Origin of the sequence: Bacillus sp. es.034 (assembly GCF_002563655.1) — a bacterium.
Taxonomy (GTDB): Bacteria; Bacillota; Bacilli; order Bacillales; family Bacillaceae_B; genus Rossellomorea.
This window is the reverse complement of sequence record NZ_PDIY01000001.1, coordinates 2,759,771-2,785,298: the sequence shown is the minus strand read 5'-3', so window position 1 is coordinate 2,785,298 and position 25,528 is coordinate 2,759,771. Positions and strand designations below refer to the sequence as shown.

At 43.2% G+C, this 25,528-nt stretch carries 27 protein-coding genes and 1 riboswitch; of the genes, 7 read left to right on the top strand and 20 right to left on the bottom strand.

Going from position 1 to position 25,528, the window contains the following annotated elements:
• Positions 1-117: 117 nt before the first annotated feature.
• On the top strand, positions 118-1,959 hold the full coding sequence (locus ATG71_RS14245; protein ID WP_098440146.1) for a DNA ligase D: 1,842 nt from the start codon (positions 118-120) through the stop codon (positions 1,957-1,959).
• Between the two features lie 51 nt (positions 1,960-2,010).
• On the opposite strand, the gene dapF is transcribed toward ATG71_RS14245, so the two are convergent.
• On the bottom strand, positions 2,011-3,006 hold the full coding sequence (gene dapF, locus ATG71_RS14240) for a diaminopimelate epimerase (RefSeq protein WP_098440145.1): 996 nt from the start codon (positions 3,004-3,006) through the stop codon (positions 2,011-2,013).
• Between the two features lie 158 nt (positions 3,007-3,164).
• Here dapF and ATG71_RS14235 point away from each other — a divergent pair, with 158 nt between their 5' ends.
• A complete protein-coding gene (locus ATG71_RS14235) occupies positions 3,165-3,467 on the top strand; it encodes a hypothetical protein (RefSeq protein ID WP_179886541.1) in 303 nt (100 codons plus the stop codon).
• 2 nt (positions 3,468-3,469) lie between these two features.
• Here the strand turns inward: ATG71_RS14235 and ATG71_RS14230 are convergent, their stop codons facing one another.
• From ATG71_RS14230 to ATG71_RS14165, 14 genes are all read right to left on the bottom strand, one after another.
• The gene (locus ATG71_RS14230; protein WP_098440143.1) at positions 3,470-4,717 is read right to left on the bottom strand and encodes an EAL and HDOD domain-containing protein; all 1,248 of its coding nucleotides are present in this window, start codon (positions 4,715-4,717) and stop codon (positions 3,470-3,472) included.
• Between the two features lie 207 nt (positions 4,718-4,924).
• Positions 4,925-6,214, bottom strand: coding sequence for an NCS2 family permease (locus ATG71_RS14225; protein ID WP_098440142.1), 1,290 nt, complete (start codon positions 6,212-6,214; stop codon positions 4,925-4,927).
• Positions 6,215-6,379: 165 nt separating this feature from the next.
• Entirely contained in the window at positions 6,380-6,850 is a 471-nt protein-coding gene (gene ribH, locus ATG71_RS14220; protein WP_044336602.1) for a 6,7-dimethyl-8-ribityllumazine synthase, read from the bottom strand.
• A gap of 12 nt (positions 6,851-6,862) precedes the next feature.
• On the bottom strand, positions 6,863-8,056 hold the full coding sequence (locus ATG71_RS14215; protein ID WP_098440141.1) for a bifunctional 3,4-dihydroxy-2-butanone-4-phosphate synthase/GTP cyclohydrolase II: 1,194 nt from the start codon (positions 8,054-8,056) through the stop codon (positions 6,863-6,865).
• A gap of 16 nt (positions 8,057-8,072) precedes the next feature.
• On the bottom strand, positions 8,073-8,729 hold the full coding sequence (gene ribE, locus ATG71_RS14210) for a riboflavin synthase (RefSeq protein WP_098440140.1): 657 nt from the start codon (positions 8,727-8,729) through the stop codon (positions 8,073-8,075).
• A gap of 13 nt (positions 8,730-8,742) precedes the next feature.
• Positions 8,743-9,837, bottom strand: a complete 1,095-nt coding sequence (gene ribD, locus ATG71_RS14205) for a bifunctional diaminohydroxyphosphoribosylaminopyrimidine deaminase/5-amino-6-(5-phosphoribosylamino)uracil reductase RibD (protein WP_286163009.1) — start codon at positions 9,835-9,837, stop codon at positions 8,743-8,745.
• A gap of 175 nt (positions 9,838-10,012) precedes the next feature.
• Positions 10,013-10,156, bottom strand: a riboswitch (FMN riboswitch).
• A gap of 195 nt (positions 10,157-10,351) precedes the next feature.
• On the bottom strand, positions 10,352-11,047 hold the full coding sequence (locus tag ATG71_RS14200; protein WP_098440139.1) for a hypothetical protein: 696 nt from the start codon (positions 11,045-11,047) through the stop codon (positions 10,352-10,354).
• A gap of 135 nt (positions 11,048-11,182) precedes the next feature.
• Positions 11,183-12,055 (bottom strand): patatin-like phospholipase family protein, encoded by an 873-nt coding sequence (locus ATG71_RS14195; RefSeq protein ID WP_098441836.1) that lies wholly within the window; start codon positions 12,053-12,055, stop codon positions 11,183-11,185.
• Positions 12,048-12,461: an NUDIX domain-containing protein gene (locus ATG71_RS14190; protein WP_098440138.1), complete on the bottom strand. Its 414-nt coding sequence runs from the start codon at positions 12,459-12,461 to the stop codon at positions 12,048-12,050. Before ATG71_RS14190 ends, ATG71_RS14195 begins: the two co-directional genes overlap by 8 nt.
• A gap of 108 nt (positions 12,462-12,569) precedes the next feature.
• Positions 12,570-13,346: an ABC transporter permease gene (locus ATG71_RS14185; RefSeq protein ID WP_098440137.1), complete on the bottom strand. Its 777-nt coding sequence runs from the start codon at positions 13,344-13,346 to the stop codon at positions 12,570-12,572.
• Entirely contained in the window at positions 13,343-14,245 is a 903-nt protein-coding gene (locus ATG71_RS14180; protein ID WP_098440136.1) for an ABC transporter ATP-binding protein, read from the bottom strand. The genes ATG71_RS14185 and ATG71_RS14180 overlap by 4 nt, the downstream gene beginning before the upstream one ends.
• A complete protein-coding gene (locus ATG71_RS14175) occupies positions 14,242-14,457 on the bottom strand; it encodes a PLD nuclease N-terminal domain-containing protein (RefSeq protein ID WP_098440135.1) in 216 nt (71 codons plus the stop codon). Before ATG71_RS14175 ends, ATG71_RS14180 begins: the two co-directional genes overlap by 4 nt.
• A gap of 129 nt (positions 14,458-14,586) precedes the next feature.
• Entirely contained in the window at positions 14,587-15,582 is a 996-nt protein-coding gene (locus ATG71_RS14170) for a helix-turn-helix transcriptional regulator (protein ID WP_098440134.1), read from the bottom strand.
• Positions 15,583-15,719: 137 nt separating this feature from the next.
• On the bottom strand, positions 15,720-16,043 hold the full coding sequence (locus ATG71_RS14165; protein WP_034758689.1) for a DUF4870 domain-containing protein: 324 nt from the start codon (positions 16,041-16,043) through the stop codon (positions 15,720-15,722).
• 197 nt (positions 16,044-16,240) lie between these two features.
• Between ATG71_RS14165 and ATG71_RS14160 the strand changes: the two genes are divergently transcribed.
• From ATG71_RS14160 to ATG71_RS14145, 4 genes are all read left to right on the top strand, one after another.
• On the top strand, positions 16,241-17,020 hold the full coding sequence (locus ATG71_RS14160) for an undecaprenyl-diphosphate phosphatase (protein ID WP_098441835.1): 780 nt from the start codon (positions 16,241-16,243) through the stop codon (positions 17,018-17,020).
• A 10-nt stretch (positions 17,021-17,030) separates the two neighbouring features.
• A complete protein-coding gene (gene uptA / locus ATG71_RS14155) occupies positions 17,031-17,630 on the top strand; it encodes an undecaprenyl phosphate transporter UptA (RefSeq protein ID WP_098440133.1) in 600 nt (199 codons plus the stop codon).
• Between the two features lie 63 nt (positions 17,631-17,693).
• A complete protein-coding gene (locus tag ATG71_RS14150) occupies positions 17,694-18,824 on the top strand; it encodes an amidohydrolase (RefSeq protein ID WP_098441834.1) in 1,131 nt (376 codons plus the stop codon).
• 277 nt (positions 18,825-19,101) lie between these two features.
• Positions 19,102-19,659: a GNAT family N-acetyltransferase gene (locus ATG71_RS14145; RefSeq protein WP_098440132.1), complete on the top strand. Its 558-nt coding sequence runs from the start codon at positions 19,102-19,104 to the stop codon at positions 19,657-19,659.
• 65 nt (positions 19,660-19,724) lie between these two features.
• Here the strand turns inward: ATG71_RS14145 and ATG71_RS14140 are convergent, their stop codons facing one another.
• The 3 genes from ATG71_RS14140 to ATG71_RS14130 all read right to left on the bottom strand — a co-directional run bounded on the left by ATG71_RS14140 (position 19,725) and on the right by ATG71_RS14130 (position 21,768).
• Positions 19,725-20,303, bottom strand: a complete 579-nt coding sequence (locus ATG71_RS14140) for a hypothetical protein (protein WP_098440131.1) — start codon at positions 20,301-20,303, stop codon at positions 19,725-19,727.
• A gap of 184 nt (positions 20,304-20,487) precedes the next feature.
• Positions 20,488-20,637, bottom strand: a complete 150-nt coding sequence (locus ATG71_RS14135; RefSeq protein ID WP_098440130.1) for a DUF2639 domain-containing protein — start codon at positions 20,635-20,637, stop codon at positions 20,488-20,490.
• 60 nt (positions 20,638-20,697) lie between these two features.
• Positions 20,698-21,768 (bottom strand): undecaprenyldiphospho-muramoylpentapeptide beta-N-acetylglucosaminyltransferase, encoded by a 1,071-nt coding sequence (locus ATG71_RS14130; RefSeq protein ID WP_098440129.1) that lies wholly within the window; start codon positions 21,766-21,768, stop codon positions 20,698-20,700.
• Between the two features lie 331 nt (positions 21,769-22,099).
• Here ATG71_RS14130 and ATG71_RS14125 point away from each other — a divergent pair, with 331 nt between their 5' ends.
• A complete protein-coding gene (locus ATG71_RS14125; protein WP_098440128.1) occupies positions 22,100-23,458 on the top strand; it encodes an MATE family efflux transporter in 1,359 nt (452 codons plus the stop codon).
• Between the two features lie 43 nt (positions 23,459-23,501).
• Here ATG71_RS14125 and ATG71_RS14120 read toward each other — a convergent pair whose 3' ends face one another.
• The gene (locus tag ATG71_RS14120) at positions 23,502-24,278 is read right to left on the bottom strand and encodes an SDR family oxidoreductase (RefSeq protein ID WP_098440127.1); all 777 of its coding nucleotides are present in this window, start codon (positions 24,276-24,278) and stop codon (positions 23,502-23,504) included.
• A 182-nt stretch (positions 24,279-24,460) separates the two neighbouring features.
• On the bottom strand, positions 24,461-25,255 hold the full coding sequence (locus tag ATG71_RS14115; protein WP_098440126.1) for a CAP domain-containing protein: 795 nt from the start codon (positions 25,253-25,255) through the stop codon (positions 24,461-24,463).
• Between the last annotated feature and the right edge of the window lie 273 nt (positions 25,256-25,528).

The following is a 25,528-nucleotide window of genomic DNA, read 5'->3' as shown; positions in this document are numbered from 1 at the left end:
ATAAACTAATCCCTTATCCATAGCATTTAGTTCCCTAACTTTCTTCATCCCTTTAAACATCTGGAAATATTCCGGGTCTAAAGCGGACACACTACTACTTAAAAAAAGGTGAAACAAATGAAACCGATGCTCCCTACATTACGTTATGAACTTCCTTCAGGTAATGACTGGCTTTATGAAGTGAAATATGATGGCTTCCGTGGCATTTTATCTGTACAATCTTCTGATCATATCAGCCTTCAAAGCCGGAATGGGAAAGAACTTCTGAGTCACTTTCCCGAGATAAAGAAGCAAATTCAACAATTACTGGAAGAACATCCATTCCCCCTCCCTCTCGTTTTAGATGGAGAAGTTGCCTTATTGCGCTCCTCCTTCAGCACCGAGTTCCAGGAACTTCAGATTAGGGGGAGGATGAAGAATGAACAAAAAATCCTAATGGCCGCTGCCAGTAGACCTGTTACTTTCCTAGTATTTGATTTACTTCAGTGTGAGAAAAAATTATATATCCAGGAACCCTATCTTACGAGAAAAGAAAAACTGAAAGACGTCTTCACCCGCCTTCATTTACCATTGGAACCCATCCCTTCTCTCCCCTCGACATTGCAGATGGTCCCTTATTACCAAAACCTTGAGAGGGTGTGGGAGATCGTGGAAAACGATGAAGGGGAAGGGGTTGTAGCGAAAAGGGACAAGAGTAAATGGGACGAGGGGAAACGGAGTGCTGACTGGATCAAATGTAAGAACTGGAAAACTTGTCAATGTTTCATCACCGCCCTGGATGATGCGAATGATTATTTCCACATCGGCGTATACGATAACGGACAAATCGTGCCGGTCGGCTTATTTCATTTCGGTCTTTCTGCTGAGGAAAAAAGAACGGTGAAAACGACAATAAAGCAAAACAGTACAGGAAAGAAAGATTCTCTTTTTTACATAGATCCTGCCATCACCGTGGAAATCAAATATCTGCATCTGCAGGAGGGAAAGCTTCGGGAACCCCATTTTAAACAATTCCTTTTCTCCACTCCTCAGGAAGCATGCACATTTGAGCAATTTATGATGGACGAAGCGTCCCTTCCAAGAAAGGTTGATATCACTCACCCGGAAAAGACATTGTTTCGGGAGGTTTCCATGACGAAGCTGGATTATATCCGTTTCCTCAGAAAGATGTCTGTGGTGATTTTGCCGTTCTTAAAGAACAGGCTCTTAACCTGCATTCGATTTCCCCACGGGGTATTCGGGGAATCCTTTTATCAAAAAAACACCCCTGATTATTCTCCTGCTTTTGTTGAAACATACAAAGAGGATTCTATTCATTACACCCTGTGCAATAACCTGGAAACGTTGATATGGCTTGGAAATCAGCTGGCACTTGAATTTCATGTCCCCTTTCAGAAAGCAGGGGAAGAATTCGTCAATGAGGTAGTCTTTGACTTAGATCCACCTAGCCGGGATCATTTTCCACTGGCCGTTAAAGCAGCCAACATCATGAAAGGATTATTTGACGGATTGAATCTGCATAGCTTTGTCAAAACGTCGGGAAATAAGGGGCTTCAAGTGTATATCCCCCTACCTCCCGGATACACGTGGAAAGACACAGGCTTGTTTACAGAATTCATTGCTCACTATCTTGTAAGCAATGATCCGGAAGATTTCACGACCGAGCGGTTAAAGAAGAACCGAAAAGGCAGACTGTACGTGGATTACATTCAACACGGCGAAGGCAAAACCATCATCGCCCCCTATTCATTGAGAGGGAATGAAGAGGCGTTGGTCGCCACTCCCCTATGGTGGGATGAAGTGAATGAAGATCTCGATCCTGAAGAGTTTACCATTGAAGAAGTCTTAAGAAGATTTCAGGTGAAAGGATGTCCTTTTACTACATTTGATCAGGTGAAAGCATCTCAGCCATTTGACAAAGTGATTGATTTTTTAAAAAAGAGTGGCCAAGACAAATAAAAAGGGTACCCCGAAATCATGGGGGAACCCTCTTTTGCTTACTATGGTTAACTATGCACTCAGGAACACTTTGCTTTCGACGATTGACTTGGCATGGTTCTGTAAGTGCTCATACATGCCCTCTTCAGTGAATTCCTGTCTTGACACTTCTTTAAACTGCTCGGGATCAGAAAGGGACAATTCTAATTGGGATTGATAAAGATACGTTGCATTTCCAATCAACTCCATGTTGTATCGTCCTTCACCCAATTCGTTCACGACGACTCGGACTTTACCGCCGTTATTGTATACATCGATCTCCTGACCGAATTCATTCTGCTGAAGTAAGCAGGTTACAAGACAGGAAGCAGACATGGCTGTCCCACAAGCATTCGTGAAACCGACACCTCTTTCATACGTTCGAACATAGATCGATCCCTTTTCCAGCGGATGCACAAAACTGACATTGACTCCATCTGGAAACAGGTTATTGGGTCCATTCACTGTTTCAGCTATGGATTTCTGCTCGTTTGAGAGGATATGCTCTGTGCCGACGACACTAATCAAATGGGGGTTCGGCACTGCCAGGGCAGAAAAGGTCAAATGGTCTGAAATTTCAGGGATGCTTTCATTCACCAACGTTGCACGGTCAATGTTCATTGGCAGTTGATCCAGCTGAAAAAGGACAGGGGAAATTTCAACATTGTATGTCGGGATGTTTTCGAAAATGGATTCCTGTGTAGACACGCGAAGATCCGCCTTCATCGTTTGAACGATGATGGTCTCTTTATCCAGCAGCTCGCATACATAGCGACCGACACATCGCAGGCCGTTTCCACACATCGAGGCCTCTGAACCATCTGCATTGAAGACCCGCATTCTGGCATCGCAATTTTCACTTGATAATACAAACAAGATCCCATCTGCCCCGAAGGCCGACTTACGATCACATAAGGCCAGGGCAAGGTTTTGTCTGGCTTCTTCGGTAAAATCATATCCATTCGTCATTTCATCAATAAGTAAAAAGTCATTTCCAGAGCCATGACATTTTATTAGATCCAAGTCCATCGTGAATCCCTCCACGCTAATTTACTAGTAAACTATTCATAATAGTCTTAGCTTGCCACAAACAAGCTCATTACGCAATCCTCTTCCCCTCATTTAAAAAAAATAAGACATGTTCATAGTTGAATTATGTTGATCATTTCGAGAAAATAGAAGGGGTGATGATGATGAAGGAAGAATACCGTTTTCGTTTTCAAGTCCATAAGGTGGAAGAAGCAGCGGATGAATATGAGTCAAGGGATGTGACTGTATTCGCCAGGATCTTCAACGACAAAAAAGACCTCGTCCATGAAGGTCTCTTTCGGGTGCGTTTCAATACGATCGGAATCTACCCTTTCCCTGCAGATGTGGGCAGTCAGATTTATTCTAAGCAATTGCAGCGGCTCTTGCTCATGGAATTGAAACGGTATATCAAACCCCAGAGAACATATCTTACCCCGGGGGATTATAAACCTGCGTGGTAGCATTATGTCATCTCGGTCACTTCATGATTCAGAAGCTCTTCCGTCCACTTGCAGGAATGATGATAACTCTCCATCACTTCCCTTTTGGTTAACTTCAATTCTGTCATTTTCATTTCGATTTCTGTCCAGTTCGCCTGTTCAATGGAGACGACGAGTTCCAATATCTTCTTAAGGTCGTTACGGGACCCCGTTAAAGCATTGCAAATATCGTCATCCAAAGGTAAATCCATCAAGATGCGATCGATCGGCATGGAGAGGATCGTATCCATCAAGGAAAACATACCCGTCAGGAAGTAACTAGATTTACTGGATGCCCGGTTGTGCTTTTCTGCGAGCAGCTCACACATCTTCGCCCTCGATAAACATAATGTAATCACTTCATTGTCCAATTGTCTCTTCTTCCCCACCTGTTCCCTGACTGCCAAAATGTAGATCCATCTCTTGATTTCCACAAGACCTAACAGAACAATGGCCTGACGGATGGAATGAATCTTATGCTTGGGACGGTAAGCGGGAGAGTTGATCAATTTCAATAACTTATATGACAGGGAAAGATCCTGTTCGATCAATTGACTGATCCTTTCAATGTTCGGCTCCGTCATTTCCAGGCTCTGTATGATGGTATAATACGAATGAAAATAAGTCGGTACATCCTGAGTGGCGATGATCTTCGGCTTACTGAAGAAATAGCCCTGAAAGAAGTGATATCCCTTCCTCAACGCTTCCTCGTATTGGTCCTCGGTTTCCACTTTTTCAGCAAGAAGACTGTAGCCCAGTACATTAGAAAGAACCTCAATGCTTCCCCGCTCCGTGTCAGTCGTATTCATGAAATCCACCTTTACATAATCCGCCAGTTTCATCAATTCCCTGAAATATGGATTGTATTCATTGAATATAAAATCATCCAACGCAATCTTATACCCCAAGCTTTTTAATTCCTGACAAACGACCAGCACATCTGGCCCCGGAACCACACTTTCGAGAATCTCCACAACGATCTCCCTCGGATTAAAATAAGTAGGGACCCTCAGTCTTAGGAGATTCTCTGTGAAATTAATAAAACAAGGCTTGCCTGCCGAAAGGCTTTCCAATCCGATATTCAAGTAGCTGTTAATGATGACATCTGCGGTTGCCTGATCCCCATCAATCGATGGAAACATATTGATTTCATTGTTTCGGTATAGAAGTTCATACGCCACCGTTTCTTGATTACGATTAAAAATTGGTTGCCGGGCTACAAATACTTCCATCAAAATCACTCCTGCGTTCCTGTTCAACATTTGGAAAAATAGTTAAAAAGATTCATATTTTTTCTTTAATAGTAACAAGAAATATGCGGAAAGTCTACGTAATTTGACATTAGTTGTAAAATAAGGAAGCGAAGCCCCCAACAGTAATAAAGCAGAGAGGCCCATCACTAAGGTGATGGGCCTCTTTTGCTAATGTTTTTAATCGCTTTAATGAATCGAATGAACAAAGAAATTCATCAGAAACAGCGCAGCGATGATATATAGAGGAATGGAAACTTCCCGTGCTTTCCCTGTAGCCAATTTTAATACGGGATACAGAATAAATCCGATTGCGATTCCGTCTGCGATACTGTACGTAAACGGAATCATCGCGATGATGAAAATGGCGGGAAACGCCTCTGTCAGATCACGAAGATCCATATGTCGTATATTTTGAATCATCAACCCTCCGATGATAATAAGTATCGGGGCGATGGCATGATCCGGAATCCATTTTAAATACGGAATGAACAACACAGATCCTAAGAATAATACACCCGTAGTCAGGCTTGTCAATCCAGTCCGGCCGCCTGCCGTCATGGCTGCTGCACTTTCCACCGTCGAGACTGTCGGACTCGTTCCGAAAAATCCTGATGTGAATGCGGAAAAAGCATTTGCTTGAAAGGCTTTAGAATATTTATGCGGTTGATCGATCATATCCGTATGACCATGAACGAGACCGATGTTTTCAAATACCAGCACCATCGTGACGGAAAAAACCGCAATCCAAAACGGAATTTCCATAATGGCACTAAACGATATTTGTCCAAATACCTGACTGTATTCACTCAGATGGAACGAGCTTGATTGAATGGAAGGCTCAATCCCAAAGATGAACCCCAGCACTGTACCAAAAGCGATACTCCATAAAAATTGACCTTTTACATTGCGAATAAAAAGAAAAATCGTCACCAGGAATGTCAGCACTGTGGCCAACACCTTTAGTTCCCCAAAATCACCGATCATGATGATGGCACTGTCGCCTCTTTGAATGAGACCGCCTTTTTCAAGACCGATAAACATTAAAAACATCCCTAACCCTACAGTGATGGCTTCTTTCAATGTTTTGGGGATGGCTTCCGATAATACTTTAGAAAGCTTTGTAAATGCAATGATCATAAAGAGTATTCCTGAAATCACTATGACAGCTAATGCTTCCTGCCACGAAAGGCCCGACGATTTCACCAGGGTGAATGTAAACATTGCATTAATTCCCATGCCTGGAACCAGAAGGATCGGCGCATTTGCCCAAAAGGCCATCACCAAACACCCGACGAAGGAAGCAAGTATCGTTGCCATGACTGCCCCTTCAAATGGAATCCCAGCTTCAGAAAGAATTAAAGCATTTACAGCGATGATGTAGACAATCGTAAAGTAACCGATCGCACCTGCCATCATCTCCTGTTTCATCGTGGTACCGTGATCCTTTAACTGAAAAATACCTCCACGTGCTTTCATATAATCTTCCTATAAAACTGCCCTCTCCCTACCCGCTCGTCCCTCTATAAAGGGGAGCCACAAAATACTATTCTAGCAAAAGGTCTGACGTTTGCCAACATGTATTTTAGTGAGGTCCGTCACTCAAAAAGACGAGTCTCCAAATTAGGAGACTCGTCACAATCCTTATTTATCTATTTCACGGATCAAATTGGCCATTTCGATGGCTGAGACCGCTGCTTCCCATCCTTTGTTCCCGGCTTTTGTGCCGGCTCTCTCGATTGCCTGTTCGATTGTATCAGTCGTCAAGACCCCGAATATGACGGGTACGTCTTCCTGCAGGCTAAGATTGGCCACTCCTTTAGCAACCTCTCCGCTTACGTATTCAAAATGAGCGGTTGCTCCGCGGATGACCGTTCCCAGTGTCACAACGGCATCATATTTACCAGAACGAGCCAGTTTCTTGGCGATCATGGGAATTTCAAATGCTCCAGGGACCCAGGTGACGGAGACATTTCCTTCTTCCACGCCGTGTCGCTTCAGGGCATCTTCCGCTCCTCCCAGTAGCTTGGATGTGATGAATTCATTAAAACGTGAAACGACGATGGCCACTCTTAATCCTGATCCTACTAAATTTCCTTCATAAATGGTTTTCATTGGTATTTCCTCCTAAAATTTAAGTAAGTGTCCGAGCTTAGTGTGCTTGGTTTTTAAATACTTTTCATTTTCGAATTTCGCAGGCATCTGGATCGGCATCCGATCAGCGATTTCTAAGCCGTATCCATTGATCCCGGCGATCTTTCTCGGATTATTGGTCAATAGACGCATCCTGGTTATACCTAAATCTCTCAGAATCTGCGCTCCGATCCCATACTCCCTTAAATCGTCACCAAAGCCCAGTTTCTGATTGGCTTCCACGGTGTCATAGCCTTCTTCCTGGAGCTTATACGCCTTCAGCTTGTTTATTAATCCAATTCCGCGGCCCTCTTGCCTCATATAGAGCAGGACACCTTTTCCTTCTTCTTCAATCTGGGTAAGGGCTGTAGCGAGCTGTGGGCCACAATCACAACGATTGGAACCGAAAACGTCCCCTGTCAGGCATTCGGAGTGTACACGCACGAGTACATCCTCCCCCTCTGCCCATTCTCCTTTTACAAGGGCGATATGCTCTTTTCCTGTAAGGTTTTCTGTGTAAGCAACCGCTTTGAAGTTTCCAAACTCAGTTGGAAGCTCAATTTCCACTTCCCTTGTCACAAGCATTTCCTTTTTTCTTCTATATCTGATCAAATCTTCAATGGAAATGATCTTAACATCCCATTTTTCAGCGAGCTTCGTTAATTCAGGCACCCTTGCCATCGTTCCATCTTCATTCATGATTTCACAGATGACGCCGGATGGTTGTGCACCTGCCAGAACAGCCAGATCGATGGCTGCTTCTGTATGGCCAGCACGTTTTAGAACCCCGCCATTTTTGGCGATAAGGGGAAATACATGTCCAGGCCGTTTAAAGTCCTCCGGAATGGAATTCTCGTTCAACAATTCCTGTATGGTGGTCGACCTTTCAAATGCACTAATCCCGGTCGTTGCCGATTTATGATCAACCGAAATGGTGAAGGCTGTGCCATGTGGGTCAGTATTTGACATTGTCATCGGAGAGAGCTTCAGTTTATGTGCTATTTCCTCCGTTATAGGGGCACAAATCAAGCCTCTTCCTTCTTTAGCCATAAAATTAATGATTTCAGGAGTCGCTTTATCCGCCAGGGCAATGAAATCTCCTTCATTCTCACGGTTCTCGTCATCCACTACGATGACGACTTTACCTGCCTTTAGGTCTTCCAGAGCTTCTTCAATCTTATTAAACATGGGGCAACCCCTCCTCTTAGTCAGCGAACCCGTTTTGAGATAAAAAATCATAGCTGATGCTGCTTGAAGTCCTCTTAGACTGTTCCTTTGCTTCATAGAAACGATGAAAATATTTCGCCATTACATCACATTCAATATTGACAAGATCCCCTACTTTTTTTCCACCAAGGACCGTGTCCCCTCTCGTCTGAGGGATGAGGGAAATCGTAATGGTATTATTTTTCACACCAAACACAGTAAGGGAGGTGCCGTCTATTGCAACCGAGCCCTTCATGATGAACAAATGGCTCTGATGTTCCGGGATGGTAATGTCCATATACCATGCATTTTCCACTTTTTCCACTCTCCCGATGGTACCGACCCCGTCTACATGACCGTTGACGAAGTGACCGCCGAAACGACCGTTTGCCGCCATGGCTCTTTCCAGGTTCACTTTCGAACCACGGGTAAGGGTCCGTAAGGTGGTCCCTTCAAACGTCTCGGGCATGACATCAACCTGAAACTTGCTGGAGCTGAATGAGGTGACGGTTAAACAAACTCCGTTCACGCTGATGCTGTCCCCGATATGGATATCTTCGAGAATGCGACTCGCTGCAATCGTCAATTCCATGGAAGAGGAAGACTTTTTCATCTGTTCGATTGCTCCAATTTCTTCAATGATTCCAGTAAACATCCTTTTCCCCCCTTCACAAAGGTTCCCGTTTTGGCCGTGCGACAATTTTAATATCCTGTCCTACACGTTCCAGATGGGCAATCTCCATTTCCAATCCTTCTGCAATGGTCGGAAATCCTTTTCCTCCAAAACTCGTGAAGGCAGTACTTCCACCAACAAGCTTTGGAGCCATATATATAACCATTTCCTGAAAAGCCTTTTCCTCTAGGAAAGCGGAATGTACAGTCGAACCACCTTCTACATATAGGGAAGCAATCTTACGGGAACCCAGTTCTTTCAGGACATTTCGAATCCCTATCTTTTCATCGGTAAGGGAAATGATTTCACATCCCCGATCGATATAGGGCTTCTTTTGTTCTTCTTTGACCGAACTGCCTGTAAAGATGATGGTCCTGCTTTCTAGATCCTCTACGACATGAGAGTGGATCGGTGTACGCAAATAAGTATCTAATACAATTCGAATGGGGTTTTTTCCACCTTGGGGCAAACGGGTGGTAAGGTGTGGGTTGTCTTGAATGACGGTATTGACTCCTACTAATATCGCGTCATGCCTGTGACGATCATAGTGGACATCGGTTCTTGAGGCTTCGGATGTAATCCACTTACTGTCTCCCGAAGCCGATGCGGTTTTACCATCCAGTGTAACCGCTGTTTTAAGCGTGACATATGGGGTACCATTTTGAATGAAGTGGAAAAAATGCTTATTCAGGTCCCGGGCTTCTTCTTCGAGATCACCCACCACTACTTCAATGCCTGCATCCCTTAATTGTTGAATGCCACGCCCGGCCACTAGGGGATTGGGATCCCGGGTGGCGATATGGACTCGCTTTACCCCGCTTGAAATCAATGCTTGAGAGCATGGAGGTGTTTTCCCATGGTGGGAACAAGGCTCAAGGGTAACGTAAATGTCACTTCCTTTTGCTTTATGTCCTGCCATTTTAATGGCATTCACTTCTGCATGTCCTTCTCCCGCTTTCAAATGAGCACCCATCCCGACAATTTCCCCATTTTTGACCATTACACACCCTACCGCAGGGTTAGGCGAGGTCTGGCCAAGGGTTGCCTCTGCCATTGAAATGGCAAGCTTCATATAATGGGTATGATCCAATTGATGTACCCCCCTTCTATCAAAAATACTATTCAGAAATAAAGAAACCCCAAGTAACGATTTACTTGGGGGAAGTTGGCATGACTAAATAAAGCATTTGATTCAATGTTCCAGAAAGGAAAAATCATCCATAAACACTGGCCGGACTCCTATCCTATCCATCAACTAAATGCTGCCGTTCCTTCTCCCATCCAGACTTTCACTGTCGGCTTTGGAGTTTCACCAAATCCACCGTCTAATATGTATTAGCCGGGTCACGGACTAAGAGCATTTGCTCATCACCGCCGGTAGGGAATTTCACCCTGCCCCGAAGGAAACCTATTCGATTATCATTATTCTATCATAGTTTCATAAATAAAATCATGTAAGACGAACTAAAATAAGATTTTTGTCCTAATTTTTAGAATACAGGGTGATGAAATTATGGAATGAAAAAATGCCTCTATATGATTAGAAGCATGTATCTTACCTATGTGTTACATTCTCTCATAATTAATGTACCCAAATGAATGAGCTACGATGTAAGAAAATAATCACTGTCTACATACCAAAGAAAGATCAGCAGCCAGTCCAAGTCATCATTATACGTTTCGTAAAATGATACGTAACTGTGGTGGGAATCGAACAGCCGTTGAACACTTTGGGGGAGGTACCCTTTTTGTAAGGATAGATAATTTTTTTCTTGATAATTCAAGATCCATCTCTTGTTCCCTTTATATATGAGGATCGTATCCCCACCTTCATTCTGCCATTCGATGGCGGTGGCACTTTGATATTTCAATTGAAACATCATTCTTCTCTCAGGATGATCGATTTTTATGGTCCTGCTCCATTTCGAAAATGACAGCGGAAGTTTATGCTTTCTGTGAAACAAGTATTGTTTTGGGTTATTGATCATGGATGTACGTTGAATAAAATAGTGGGACCAACCGTTCGTTTTTAAGTAATAGGAGCCTTCCTTCGTATGGACCCCTACAAGTGAATGCTCGGATACAGGCATCTTTTCATAATACAGACGGTTTGCCTTCTTAAGTTCCTTTTTCAGGCTATTGCTGAGATATAGATTTGAAAACGCCGGGATGAAGATCAGCAGGGGAAAATAATATAATTGCTGTGTCACTACAAGCATCCCTACACCAATGAGAAAATACATGACACTTCTAAAAAGCAACGTATATTGTTCATTTTTGTATATTTGATAGAGGTTCATAGAATGCTCGTCCTTTCAAGGAATCTCTATCATATGTATGTAAAAAATCCGTAAAAAGACCACTTGTCAGGAAAACGGGGGGAAATGAACAGAACACTCTTTCACAAAGGAGTGGCTCTATTCATCCCTGATGTTTTATGAATGTACCAGCTTCCCTGATTGATTCCAATCGACTAACTGCTTCCAATTTGATTCTGCGTCATGATAGCCCTGCCAGTACAATTCGTCCAGTTTTTGAGGATTTTTTTCAATCCGGCTTACTTTAAGTGGATGCTGGGGCTGGATGATCAATACCTCTCCATTTTTTTCTTTTCTTTCTATCTCCTGTATCGTTTGATTATAACGCATATAACGGTTCATCAGCGTTTTGTGCAACTCTGGATATTGAGGATATTTTCTTCTCACCAGGAAAGAAAATCTTGAAGGCTTCTTATAATATCCCCTATTCCGGGTCAGGATGACCACATTTTTTTTGAATCCGTCCTGCTCGGCTTTTTCAATGGGAACCGGATCGCTTATACCCCCGTCAAGGAGGTGACGGGAAGCAAATTCAACAATCGGAGCCACAAATGGAAGAGAGCTTGATGCGCGGATGATCGTGAGAAGGTCCTCTCCATAATCCTTCCTTGAGAAATAGGCAGGCTTTCCTGTATGACAGTCGGTTGTCCCGACTACAAATTCCGTTCGGTTGGAGTGAAAGGCTTTGTAATCGAAGGGGACCAGTTTATTCGGTATTTCATCAAAGACATAGTCCATCCCGAATAATTCACCCGTTTTCCAGTAGTTCCGCCATGATAAGTATTTAGGATCGCGGATAAAATCCACATTCACCTTTTTATTGCGGCCGTTTTGTTTGGACAAATAAGACGCGGCATTGCATGCACCTGCCGATACCCCGATGACATAAGGAAATTCAATTCCGTTCTCCAAGAAAAATTCCAAGGCCCCCGCCGTGTATATTCCTCTCATTCCGCCACCTTCGAGGACAAGTCCGGTTTCATTAATCATCATCGACTTTATCACCTGCCTTTTGCTGTAATAGAAATTGCTTTACTTCAAGAGGGTACAATTTTTCCCCGGACAGTTTCTCCAACGGGATCCAGCAGGGAATATAATGCCCTCTATCCCTGGTAAAATCGTATTCTTCACCTTTTCCTGAGCCAAATAAGCCATTATATTTTCCCACAAAATAATAGGAATGTGTATTAATCTGCTTGAAGGTCAACGCGAGTTTCAGTTCTGAGACGTTGATTCCCAGTTCTTCCTCCGCTTCCCGAACCGCCGTTTCCATTTCGGTTTCCCCTTCCTCCATACCTCCCCCTGGAATCACATAATATATACAGCCCTCTCTTATTCTTTTTATAACTGCCAGATTGCCATTTTCAATGAGGATGATGCCAGCACGATGGGTCATATTCTATCATCCTCCTTCTTCTACCACCATTCGACATAAATCCATGAAACCCTTTTCTACTCATACAAGAGGTCCGTCCCTATTACGAACTGAGCTGACGAGAAGACGTCAGCTCAGTTCTTTTTTTCTGAAGAGGGCCGGGGTGATGATGAGGATGGTCAGGCATATGATCAGGGTCAAGAAGAGTGTTCCTGACAGATTTTCTGTCCACCGGTCCTGAAGGATCAGATCGTTTACATAGTTGGTCAACTGCCCCGGCGACCATTTTAATGTTTTTGTCATATATCCTGAGAAGAAGGTGATCAGCATGGTCGATGCGATTGTATAAAATGCAGCAAGACCCGGTGTTTGTACGAGGCTGCTGAAGAAAATCACCAATGTCATGATAAAAGTAAGCCAAAGGCCGTAAACCAGGAACCCCTGTATGAATGTGTATAAATCGATTCCATCGAATAACAGATGGATATAATACAACCCCGATAGCATCCCTAGGGTGTATGACACCCACACAAGCACTAGTGCAGCTGACCACTTGGAGTATATATACGCACTGTATGGAACAGGTTTCACAAGTACCATTATTGCGTTACCGCTTTTCCTTTCCCCTGCCACCGTCCCCATGAATCCCAATACGATGACCAGGACACCCATTGTGCTGAATTGATTCATGATGGACAGAAGTACTTCACCTGCTGAAGGGGTCGGTATGGATATGACCGTGCCGTCTGGTAAGTCCCCTACTGATTGTAATATTTCCGGCATATAATAGGCCGATAATGGCTCCTTCAAACCAAATAGAATGAAAACGATTGGCATCCAGATCATTTTATAATTACGGATGAGCTCGAGCATTTCTTTTCTGAATAATACCCAACCGATTTTCATTTTTTCATCACCTCCATGAAGACCTCTTCCAGGCTTTGTTCACTACTTTCAAATTTGGTCACACCCCATCCATACTCAGTGATCATTGTAAAAACCTTTGCTCTGTCCCGGTCCAGATCAAACACCTCAAAGGAAAGCCGCTTCCCGTCTGACATCATATTATGAATCCACTCTTTTTCCTTTAAGATTTGAGTATACTTATGGCTATCCTCATTGAAATGCAAAGTCAACCTTAATTTACGGTGCCTTGCCTTCACTTCCTCGATCGCCCCTTGCTCAATCAGCACGCCCTCATGAAGAAAAAGGACATCATCACATATTTGCTCTGCATCATTTAATATGTGGGTCGAGAATAGAATGGTCGTATCCTTTTTTAACTCCTTTAATAAGTCAAGAACTTCCCTTCTGCCAAATGGATCAAGTGCTGATACCGGTTCATCAAGGATGATGAGCTTAGGATTATGAATGAGAGCCTGAGCGATTCCAAGCCTTTGTTTCATCCCGCCGGAGTATTGACCCACCTTCCGATTCTTCCCATCTTCCAAACCGACTAAAGGGATCAGTTCTTCTGTCCGTCTCTCTGCGTCCCCCTTCTTCATTCCTGAAATTTCACCGGAGAAAATCAGGAATTCCTTTCCGGTCATCCACTCAAAAAAGGCGGGATATTGAGGCAGACATCCGATTATTTCACGGATATCATCAGGGGAATCAGGAGCCATGATCGTCCCCGCGGTTGGTTTAATTAATCCTGCCAGCATATTTAAAGTTGTCGTTTTGCCGGCACCATTCGGCCCAAGCAAGGCAGTGCAAGCCCCACCTTTCAACTGAAAGGAGATATCCTTCACTGCAAGCTTTTCCTTATACCTCTTTTCTAAAGACGATACTTCCAAAACATTCATCCATTCTGTCTCCTTCCGAAAATGAAGTAGATGACCGGTCCAACAATATTAATGAAAATGATGATTAATACCCAAAGCCATTTGGGGCCATTTGTGGATTTTATTCTGATTACGTCAATGATTGCCACCACCATAAGAATGAGCTGAATAACGATAACAGGAGCAATAAGTCCCCAATTGATTGCTTGTAACGATTGTTGTAATTCGTTCATTTTTTCTTCCTCCCTTACCTTTTTCAACTATAAGACGGCAGAAAGAAAAAATCGTTCACTTTTTAATGAAAAATTTTTTGTAATTATAAAAACACCGAGCCCCTTCTCATTTTAGGGGCTCGGTGCGCGTTATTTCTCTTCATATAAAGTATACAGTTTATTCACTTCTGCTTTGACGGTTTCCACGAGGGAGGGAGGAGAGATCACTTCAGCCTGACTTCCAAATGTGAAGATCCAGTTTACGAGACCGGTGCTTACCCGGGCTTTGGTCGATAAAATAAAATGGTCCTCGCCGTGCCTTTGGACATGGACATTTTTCCCGAACTTATCAATCATCACATTGATGAGGTTGTTATGAAACTTAATCTTGATCCATTCTTCATCTCCGGCAAACATTTGAAAGGTTGACTGAACGTATTTGGATACATCAAAGCCTTCATATGGATAGGTTTCCGAAAGCACTTCAACATTACGCAGTCGATCAACCCGGTAGTGACGTATTTCGTCCGCTTCGAAATAGTAAGCAATCAGATAGTAAAAATCATTCGCCCACGCAAGAGCATACGGTTTCACTTTATACAGCCGGCCCTCATGACTGAGGTTAAACTGTTTGTTGACATCATACCGTCCATATTGGAAGGTGATCAACCTTCGTTCTGCAATTGCCTCATGGATATCATGGATGGTGCGGCGAATAAAAGGACTTTCACTTTTAATGGAAGAGTCGATTTGGATTTCATTATGTAACTTCCTCCCTTGTTGCTTACTTGTCAGCTGCTTAATCTTCCCTGTCAGCTGCCTCGTTTCCTTCTTCGAAATGAATTTGGCAGATACAACCGCATCCATGAGCATCCGGAGTTCATATAACTCGAACAATCGATATTGATGACTGTAATATTTAGGAAGACCATCTTTTTCCTGATTGATGGTCACATCGAATCCATGGCGGATGAGATGATCCAGATCATCCTTTAAGGAATTCTTGTTAAGTTTCAAATCCGATCCGTATGCCTGTTTAAAACGGTGAATGATGTCATCCAGGTTCAGCTCGTGATCCTCGTCCGTTTCGTCTTTTAAAATACTCATTAGCTTCAGCAGTCTTACTTTATTATCAATCCTCGTCATAGGGATGCATTCTCCTTTTTAGAGATGATAGTTTGATAAAATTATAAAGTTAATGAACGTTTTGTCAACTTTTCATTCCTCTATTTTGTATCCAGGAAAGAAAAAGAACCCATGATTCTCATGAGTTCGAACTTTGTTTATTTCAATAGTCGAAAAACTGTCGGGATTTTGTAATAGTCACCTTCATATGCCTTTACCGCACCCAGGATGGTGAAGATCAGCGCCAGCAGCCCTACGATGGGAGCTAACACAAATCCGATTAATACCACCATGAGAATGCTGCTTACAAATCCATAAACTGCATACGAAATGAGAAAGTTCAAGTATTCCTTCCCATGGAAGTCCACGAACTCCGATTCATCCTTTTTAATAAGCCAAATGATCAGTGGACCGATGAATACGGTAAAAAAGCTTGATATATAGATAAGAGCTGCCATCATTCTTTCATCTTTTGCCGGCATGTCAATTCCTCCTTATTGATTGTATCCTCATCTATATTTACGTCCTTGCATTCATAAAGTTTCACCCATTTTTAAGATTTTCTTTAAGGGGTCTTTTTTGTTTCTTCATGACAACCCTCATGAAATGTGCCGAATTGGAATATACGTTTAGAAGAGGAGTTTGTCCTTAGAGTATTTGCAGAAAGGCAGTGATGAATATGAACAAAATCGAGGCCTTTATACTGGGCGTTATACAAGGGTTAACAGAGTTTCTTCCCATCTCAAGCACCGGGCATCTCTATCTCGGGAGGCTTGCTTTCGGTTTGGAGGAAGCCGGGTTATTCCTGGATACGATGCTTCATATCGGTACTTTGATCGCCGTCTTTGTCGTTTATCAGAAGGAACTTTTATACATGCTGAGGCATCCATTCAGTAAATTATCCTGGATCCTCATCATAGGGACCATCCCTGCAGTGATTATAGGGTTTATGTTCGAAGACTATTTTGACGCCATTTCAAAGACAGGGGCCACCATCGGTTGGGAGTTTCTTGTGACAGGCTGCATTATGTATGTCGCTGACGGCGTGAAGAACGGCTACAAGAAATTGGATGATCTTTCGTATACAGATGCCTTGGTGATCGGGAGCTTCCAAGCGGCTGCCATATTCCCCGCCCTTTCAAGGTCCGGTTTAACGATAGCGGCAGGATTATTCAGGAAATTGGACAGAGAGACTGCAGCCTATTTCTCCTTTCTCCTTTCTACCCCTGCCATATTGGGAGGTATCGTGCTTCAAGGAAAAGAAATGATCGGTGGCGGGGCTGAAGCGATCCCCTTCACAAGTTTAGCCATCGGAACAGTCAGCGCTGCAGTATTCGGCTATTTCGCCATTATGACCATGGTGAATTTCTTAAAGAAGCACTCTCTGAAAATATTCTCCTATTACGTTTGGGCTTTGGGGCTCTTGATTCTCATTCTTCAATACTCAGGATTCATGTAGGAGGAAAAATATGAACCATGAATGGATTTTACACATCCTTACATTTTTAACGGATTTGGGATATGCGGGAATCTCTCTCGCACTCATGATTGAAGTCATCCCAAGCGAGCTTGTCCTAAGCTATGCAGGCTTCATGGTAACCGCCGGCAAACTCACGTTTATCGGGGCCTTCATCAGCGGTGTCGTCGGCGGGACCGTGGCTCAGTTATTTCTTTATTGGCTTGGGTACTATGGAGGCAGACCGTTTTTTGAAAAATACGGAAAATATCTGTTTATTTATTCAAAGCATATACTTGCTGCAGAGAAGTGGTTTGAGAAGCACGGAACGATCGTCATTTTCACGGCACGTTTCATACCGATCGTCCGGCACGCGATCAGTATACCCGCCGGCATAAGCCGCATGCCCTTCTCTACATTCACTCTTTACACTTTTGCAGCCATGCTGCCCTGGACATTGTTGTTTATGATCATCGGGATGGAACTCGGTACACACTGGGAGCATATTGAAGTCATCGGGACGCGCTATATTAAACCCCTCAGTTTAATAGCTGTCATTTCAACCCTTTTTTATCTGATGTATTCGAATAGAAGAAATAAAAGGATGGATTAACTTCTTTTTTTACTGGAAATTGTTTAAAATAATAAGGAAACAAGCCTCATGAAAGGAAAAAAGATGAATTCCATACTTTTAAGAAACGTAACCATTTATCCCATTACATCCAAGCCTATTCATAATGGAGCTTTACTCATAAAAGACGGAAAAATCCAACAAATATTCCCCCATGACGTGGAGGGATTCCACCACACTTCCGTTTACGATTGTCAGGGGAAATTCCTTTTCCCAGGATTCATTGATTGCCACACTCATTTAGGACTCTACGACGAAGGTACAGGGTGGGCAGGAAACGACGCCAATGAAACCATCGAACCGATGACCCCTCATATCAGGGCCTTCGACGGGGTATATCCATTGGACCCCGGCTTTAAAGACGCCCTTAAATATGGCGTCACCACCGTGAATGTCATGCCCGGAAGCGCCAATGTGATCGGAGGTACCACAGCGGTGATCAAAACACATGGTTCTAACATCAGGTCCATGCTTATCAAAGAAACCTCCGGATTGAAGATCGCTTTAGGGGAGAATCCGAAACGAATCCATAGCAATGGAAACAATGATTCCATTACTAGGATGGGGATCATGGGGATGCTCAGGGAAGCCTTTTTCTCTGCTAAATATTGTGACCAGCCAGAGGAACTGAGAGTCGCTCCTTTAGTTTCCGCTTTAAAACGGGAAATCCCTGTTCGGATCCACGCTCACAGGGCAGATGATATTTTATCCGCAGTGCGTTTCGCTGAGGAATTCAACCTCGACCTCCGGATTGAACATTGCACGGAGGGTCACCTCATATCAGATGAGCTGAAAGGCAGGAACTTAAAAGTTTCTGTCGGTCCGACGTTTACAAGACGCTCGAAGGTAGAGCTTAAGAACAAGAGCTGGATCACCTATCAGAAATTGACGGAAGCCGGTGTCGAAGTGTCGGTTACAACCGATCACCCATACACACCCATCCAGTATCTGAACATGTGTGCGGCGATTGCCGTGCGTGAAGGATTGGAGGAACAGAAGGCATTGGAAGGGATCACCATCGCTCCTGCCAGAAACCTTGGTGTATCTGACCGGATCGGCAGCATCGAAGTAAATAAGGATGCCGATCTGGTGCTTTGGAGCCACCACCCGTTTCACTTTATGGCAAAGCCTATGTTGACTTTCGTCAACGGGGAAATCGCTTATCAAAACGTGTAGAAATTTGTTAAAAATTTTCTTCAAAAATCAGCATTTTACCTATTTCCTTTTTGAGATATTTCGTATATGATACAGATGGATAATTTATTTCCGATTACAAAGACGCGATTTATTCATATATTAAGCGACTGTAATGAAGGGAAGGCAAAAGGTGCGCCACCAGTTTCTTGACTGGTCTTAGTGGGTTCGATTCCCACCCCGAAATTTTTTAGTTACCATTTAAAAATTTCGAGGGTGGGATCGTACGCAAGTAGACTGCCCTCAAGGAGGGTCTACTATGATCAAGAAACGTGAATTACATGAGTGTCATGAACTTTATGACCTGATGGTGCACCCGGATGTCTTCCCTTTTGTGCGTCAGAAGGCGTATTCCTATGAGGAGCTTCTTTTCCTGACAAAACAAACCATTGAAGCAGAAGAACGCGGGGAACTTATTTCCCGGACGATTTTGGACGAGTGGGGCAACCCTATCGGAACGATTAATTTATTCGACATCCAGGAAAATGCAGGATTCCTTGGTACATGGATCGGGAAGCCGTTTCATGGCAAAGGGTATAACCAGCCGGCTAAGGATGCATTCTTTTCCGAGTTATTTTTTGAGCTGGGAATGGAAACCATTTTTATGAGAATCAGAAAGGTGAATACCCGTTCACAAAAGGCTGCAGAGAAGCTTCCTTATGTCGTAAAGGCAAATGAATCAAGGAAATCTCTCTATGATCAATTAAATGCTCAAGAAGACGTGTATGATCTGTATGAGATTCCGAAAGATTTGTACACCCTCTATCTATATCAGCTTCAGCAGTCGCCTGAAGAAGAGCAGGCGCTCGAAGCTTAAAAAAACAGAAAAAGGTTATCATAAAGGTTTATACCCTTTGTGATAACCTTTTTTGTCAGGCTGGATTAAAAAGAGGCATGGATCATAAAAAATACGGTAAAGGTGATGGCAAGTTTTAAATGCCACGCTCGGTCCTTCCTTTTGAAGCGCTTGAATCCCATGCTTATAAGGAAGAAAAGAGCGACACTCGAAAGGATCCCCGTAATATTGGTGAAGTCCCATTGGAAATCCCTGATGATGGCCAGAATCCCGTGTAACACGACACCTGCCGTTGCCAATAGTGCTAAGGGAACGTGCCATTTCCTCAACAGCTTTCCTACAAATTGGACAAGACGTTTTATTTCTATATCCTTCCACTTTACCCCTTTCAAGCCTTTCCATTTCATTAACAGGAATATAGGAAAGATACTGAGGACGACAAAATAAATAATTCTTGCTGCGGACCCGAATTGTTTGAGAAATTCCTTGTAGGATTCCTCATTCATTCCCATAAGGAATTCCCTGTAAGTGAAAATGAGGAGAATTCCTGCAGCTATTAAACAGCTGCTTAATACCAAATAAAAGATGACATTTTTTCGTTCCTTAGGATTCGGGATGAATTTCGATAAAAAGGATGGATGGCTGACTTTCGATTTGGATTCCATTTACTTTCTCCTATTTTCATTAAGAATTATACGTTTACTATAACCCCCAAACATGAAAGTTAAATGAAAATCCCATGAAAAGTTCAAATTCCCCTCCATCATTCCGCTAAATAAATAGGAGCTGAATGTATTGATGCCTTATTTTACCTTGTAAGATCAGCACCGATACACTCAAGCTCCTATTTTATTTCTGTTTAGCTAATTTTTCGAAATAGAGGTTTCTCACCACGAATGTTTTATAATTTTCCAATTTCCTTTTTTCTAATGGGTGATGATTGATTCCCATCTTTTTAAGTTCTTGAAGGTACCATCCTTTTGAATATTGATATGCCATTCCACTTCTCCCCTTCAACCATTTGTATACTATATGCTTGAGGGGGATTACAATGACTCTTTATCGGGACATGGACGAAAGTACATCGTACATATCCTGGATGGTGTAGGCTTTTTCACCTTTTTCCATATTGCGGATCATGTTGTCGCGATTTGACTTAAGCTCATTGACACCGTCCAGGAAGCTCTTTTCGTCCAGTTCTTCTTCTTCCAGCTTTATCGCATAACCGTGTTTCACGAAACTGTTGGCATTGAGAATTTGATCTCCCCGGCTCGCTTCCCTGGAGAGGGGGATCAATAACATCGGCTTCTTTAAAGCCAGGAATTCAAAGATTGAATTCGAACCGGCACGGGAGATCACGAAATCCGTCATCGCCAGGTAATGGGGCAGTTCACCCTTGATGAATTCGTATTGGCGATACCCTTTTTGTACGAGGCTTTCATCCACATTTCCTTTTCCGCAAATATGAATGATTTGAAAGGCAGTGAGCAGCTCCTCCAGATTCCCTCTTACCGCTTCGTTGATTTTTCTTGCTCCAAGACTTCCTCCCATGATCATCAAAACGGGTTTATCTTCATAATAACCGGTTAATCTCTTCCCTTCACGGGCATCACCCATGAATAATTCCTCGCGGATGATGGCTCCAGCGCATAAGGATTTTTCACTCGGAAGGGATTGAACCGTTTCCGGGAAAGTGGTGAAAATTTTAGTTGCGAATGGGACGGCTAATTTATTGGCAAGTCCCGGAGTCACATCGGACTCATGGATCGCTACAGGAACTTTGGCCATCTTTGCGGCCATCACGACCGGGACGGAAACAAATCCCCCTTTGGAAAAGATGATGTCCGGCTTCGTTTTCCTGATGACGGATAGTGCGTCAAACACTCCTTTCATCACTCGAAACGGATCTGAAAAGTTTTTCCAAGAAAAATATCTTCTCAGCTTGCCGCTGGAAATGCTTTTGTATGGGATATGGGGAAATTGTTCGGTGATGATTTCCTTTTCAATCCCATCTTCCGACCCTATATACGTAATATCCCATCCTTCTTTTTCAAAGTGTGGAATCAGTGCAGTATTAACCGTGACGTGACCCGCCGATCCTCCGCCCGTAAATAATATACGTTTCTTCATATGTATAAACTCCTAACTCAGATTCTAATTTCCTTCTCTCTAACCATTATACACTTTACCAAAAATAGAAGAGGGATAGAACTACGAAAATTTGACAAAAAGAAAAGATACCCTTTTAACCCAGGCGAAGACAATTGTCACTGGCACACCGAATAATTGAAAACTAAATTCTTTTCATAATGATAGGACCCGAATATCAGACCGTAATGGACGCCTAAACTCTCTGCGATGATCGTGAGCATATTTCACTCTCTATCCCCATGAAAATATGGTACAGTATGATAGTGAAATCACCATGCTGTATTTGAAGGCATCAGAAGGAGTACGTCCAATGAGAGAAACTCATACAATGAAAGATAAGATCAAACAACTATCCATCATACTAATCCCCATCCTTGTCACGCAGCTTGGAATGTTTGCCATGAATTTCTTCGACACGATCATGTCAGGGAAGTATTCTCCCATTGATCTTGCAGGTGTCGCCATCGGCTCTTCCCTTTGGGTTCCCGTCTTTACAGGATTAAGCGGGATCCTTTTGGCCGTGACGCCCATCGTCGCCCAATTGAATGGACGCGGCAATAAGAAGGAAGTTCCCCATACCGTGCTTCAAGGTGTATATGCAGCCATCGCTTTATCCCTTATTGTCATGGTGACTGGGGGACTCGCCCTCAATCCGATATTAAACGGGATGAATATAGAACCTGAAGTCCGCATTGTGGCGAAGGAGTATCTCATTGCCCTCTCGTTCGGAATGATTCCCTTATTCATCTATAATGTATTAAGATCATTCATCGACGCCCTGGGGATGACGAGGGTGACCATGTTCATTACTCTCATGTCACTGCCGATTAATGTCGTTTTCAATTATCTTCTTATTTTTGGTAAGTTGGGACTCCCTGCACTTGGAGGGGTGGGTGCAGGTGTTGCATCTGCCATCACCTATTGGCTCATTACACTCATCGCCTTCTGGGTCGTCCATACAAAAGGGCCTTTTAGTCAATATAGTATCTTCCGGACCATCCATAAGCCTGACCTTGCTAAGTGGAAGGAAATCTTTGTGATCGGGGTACCGATTGGTTTATCCATTTTCTTCGAGGTAAGCATTTTTTCAGCTGTTACTTTGTTGATGAGCAATTACGATACAGTGGTCATTGCTGCTCACCAGGCAGCGATCAATTTTGCATCCTTCCTCTATATGATCCCACTGAGCATCTCCATGGCGTTGACCATCGTCGTAGGCTTTGAGGTCGGTGCCAAGAGGCTCCGGGATGCAAAGGTTTACAGCTGGATGGGCGTCAGCTTTGCATTGCTGTTGGCTGTCATATATGGAATCATATTACTCGTCTTCCGTTCTGAAATCGCCTATCTTTACTCGGATGATGCATATGTATTAGAATTAACGGCTCATTTCTTATTGTATGCCGTATTCTTCCAACTTTCAGACGCGATACAAGCCCCTGTCCAAGGTGCCCTTAGAGGATATAAGGATGTCAATATCACCTTTATCATGGCTCTGGTATCTTATTGGGTGATTGGCCTTCCATTGGGTTATATTCTTGCGAACTACACAACTTTCGGTCCATACGGCTACTGGCTTGGGCTTACATCAGGCTTAACGGCAGGCGCGATCACATTGTCAGGTCGGCTCCTATTTATACAAAAGAAATACAGAAAACAATATAGTCATTAGAATAGGGACCGAAAGAGCAACGGACTGCAGCTGCCGTTGCTCTTTATTGATGAAATACCTTTCCAAGGACATCCTTACCACCTGTAACCGGAATGATGGAACCGGTAATGAAATCAGATTTTTCCTGACACAGGAACGAAATGACCCTCGCCACATCCTCCCCTGTTCCGGGTCGACCAACCGGTGTATATGGATCATGTTGTTCTTTGGCACTGCTGATTTCGCTTTCTTTCCAATCATCTACTATGTCACCCGGGCAAACCATATTTGCCGTTATGCCGTTTTCTGCTTCTTCGATAGAAATCGTTTTTGTAAAGGAAGCGAGTCCCGCTTTCGCCGCAGCGAAGGCAGAACGATAAATCCAGCCCGGTGCTGATTCGACCCTGTCATATCCAAATGTGATGATCCTCCCCCATTGTTTTTCACGCATCTTCGGGATCATTAACCTGGATAAGTAAAATACACTATTTAAATTCCCATTCACAATATAATTCCATTCCTCAGGAGAATATTCTGAAAAAGACTTTCGTTCTTTAACATAGGGCCCGGCATTGTGAATCAGGATGTCGACGCTCTCCACCTTATTCCAGATTTCTGATGCCATCCGTTCACATTCTTCCGGCACAGAAATGTCCCCCTTGACCGGGATAATGGAATTGGAGTGGGTTTGAGTTAATTCAGAAACCAATTTCTCCACTAAAGAATCATCGCTTCTATAATTCAGGATGACCTTGTATCCTTGTTTAGAGAATTCCTCCACGGTCTTTCTTCCGATTCCCTTTGATCCGCCCGTTATAAGGACAACTTTATCTTCTTTCATCAAACTCACTCCACGCACTCGTTATATTTCAATAGTAAGAATGATTATCACGAAATGCAAATCTAAACTCTTACCCCACTCGTTCACCACGGTATGAAAAAAAAAAGACGTATAGCATCATATGATTAAGGGAAACTAAAAAAAGCAGCCTCTCCAAAGAGAGGCTGCTTCTATTCATGAAATTACTTACCGATGAACTGTTGAGTCCAGTAGTTACCGTTCTCTACATATCCCACACCGATGTGAGTGTAGTTTGAGCTCATGATGTTTTTACGGTGACCTTCACTATTCATCCATGCCTGTACAACTTCTTCAGGAGTCTGTTGACCCATAGCGATGTTTTCACCTGCAGAGCTATACTCGATACCAAACTGCTTCATCATGTCGAATGGTGAACCATACGTAGGGCTAGTGTGAGAGAAGTAGTTGTTTGCTTGCATATCACGGGACTTCTCACGTGCTACCTTGCTTAATTCTGCATCTACTTTAAGAGCTGGAAGACCTTGTTTTGCACGTTCCTGGTTAGTCAATTCCACTACTTTTTGTTCAAACTGGCTTAATTGACCAGATTGTTCACTTGCTTGCTCCGATTGTTGTTTTTGCTCATTTGAAGCTGGAGCTGGAGCTTCGGACTTAGGTGCAGGAGCTTCTGCTTTTGGTGCTTCTGCCGGTGCAGGTGCTTCCGCTTTTGGTGCTTCCTTAGCTGGAGCAGGTGCGGCCGCCTCTGCTTTTGGAGCCTGTCCATTCAATAATTCTTGTACATTTACGTTTTGGCCGTTGATTTGGTATTTTGATAGAACATCTTGTACATATTTGTTTAGATCTTCTTGATTACCATTATATTTAAAGGCGTTCACTTTTTGAGCGACCTTATCTTGTGCTGGACACGGTGCTGCAGCGTCAGCTTTACCTGCTGCGAATGGAGTTGCTAATAATGTTAATGCTGTTGCTGCTGAAACCATCATTTTCTTATTCATAAAAATGAATTCCTCCTTAGTGAATGTGTTGTTCTTTGCTGCACATTCATCATACCACCCTGTTTTTGTTACATTTACGGGAGAACTTGGTAACTAGTAATCAATTGTTCTATTTTGAAAGACAATTCTCATTTAGTAAGATAGTAACCACTGATTCTAGTAGGGAGAAAAGCACTTTTTAAATGATTTACTTACATTTCCAACATCTGAACGATTTGGATACGGCAACTAATTATTACCGGTATCTGATTCTTGACAGGTTTTTAGCAGCTC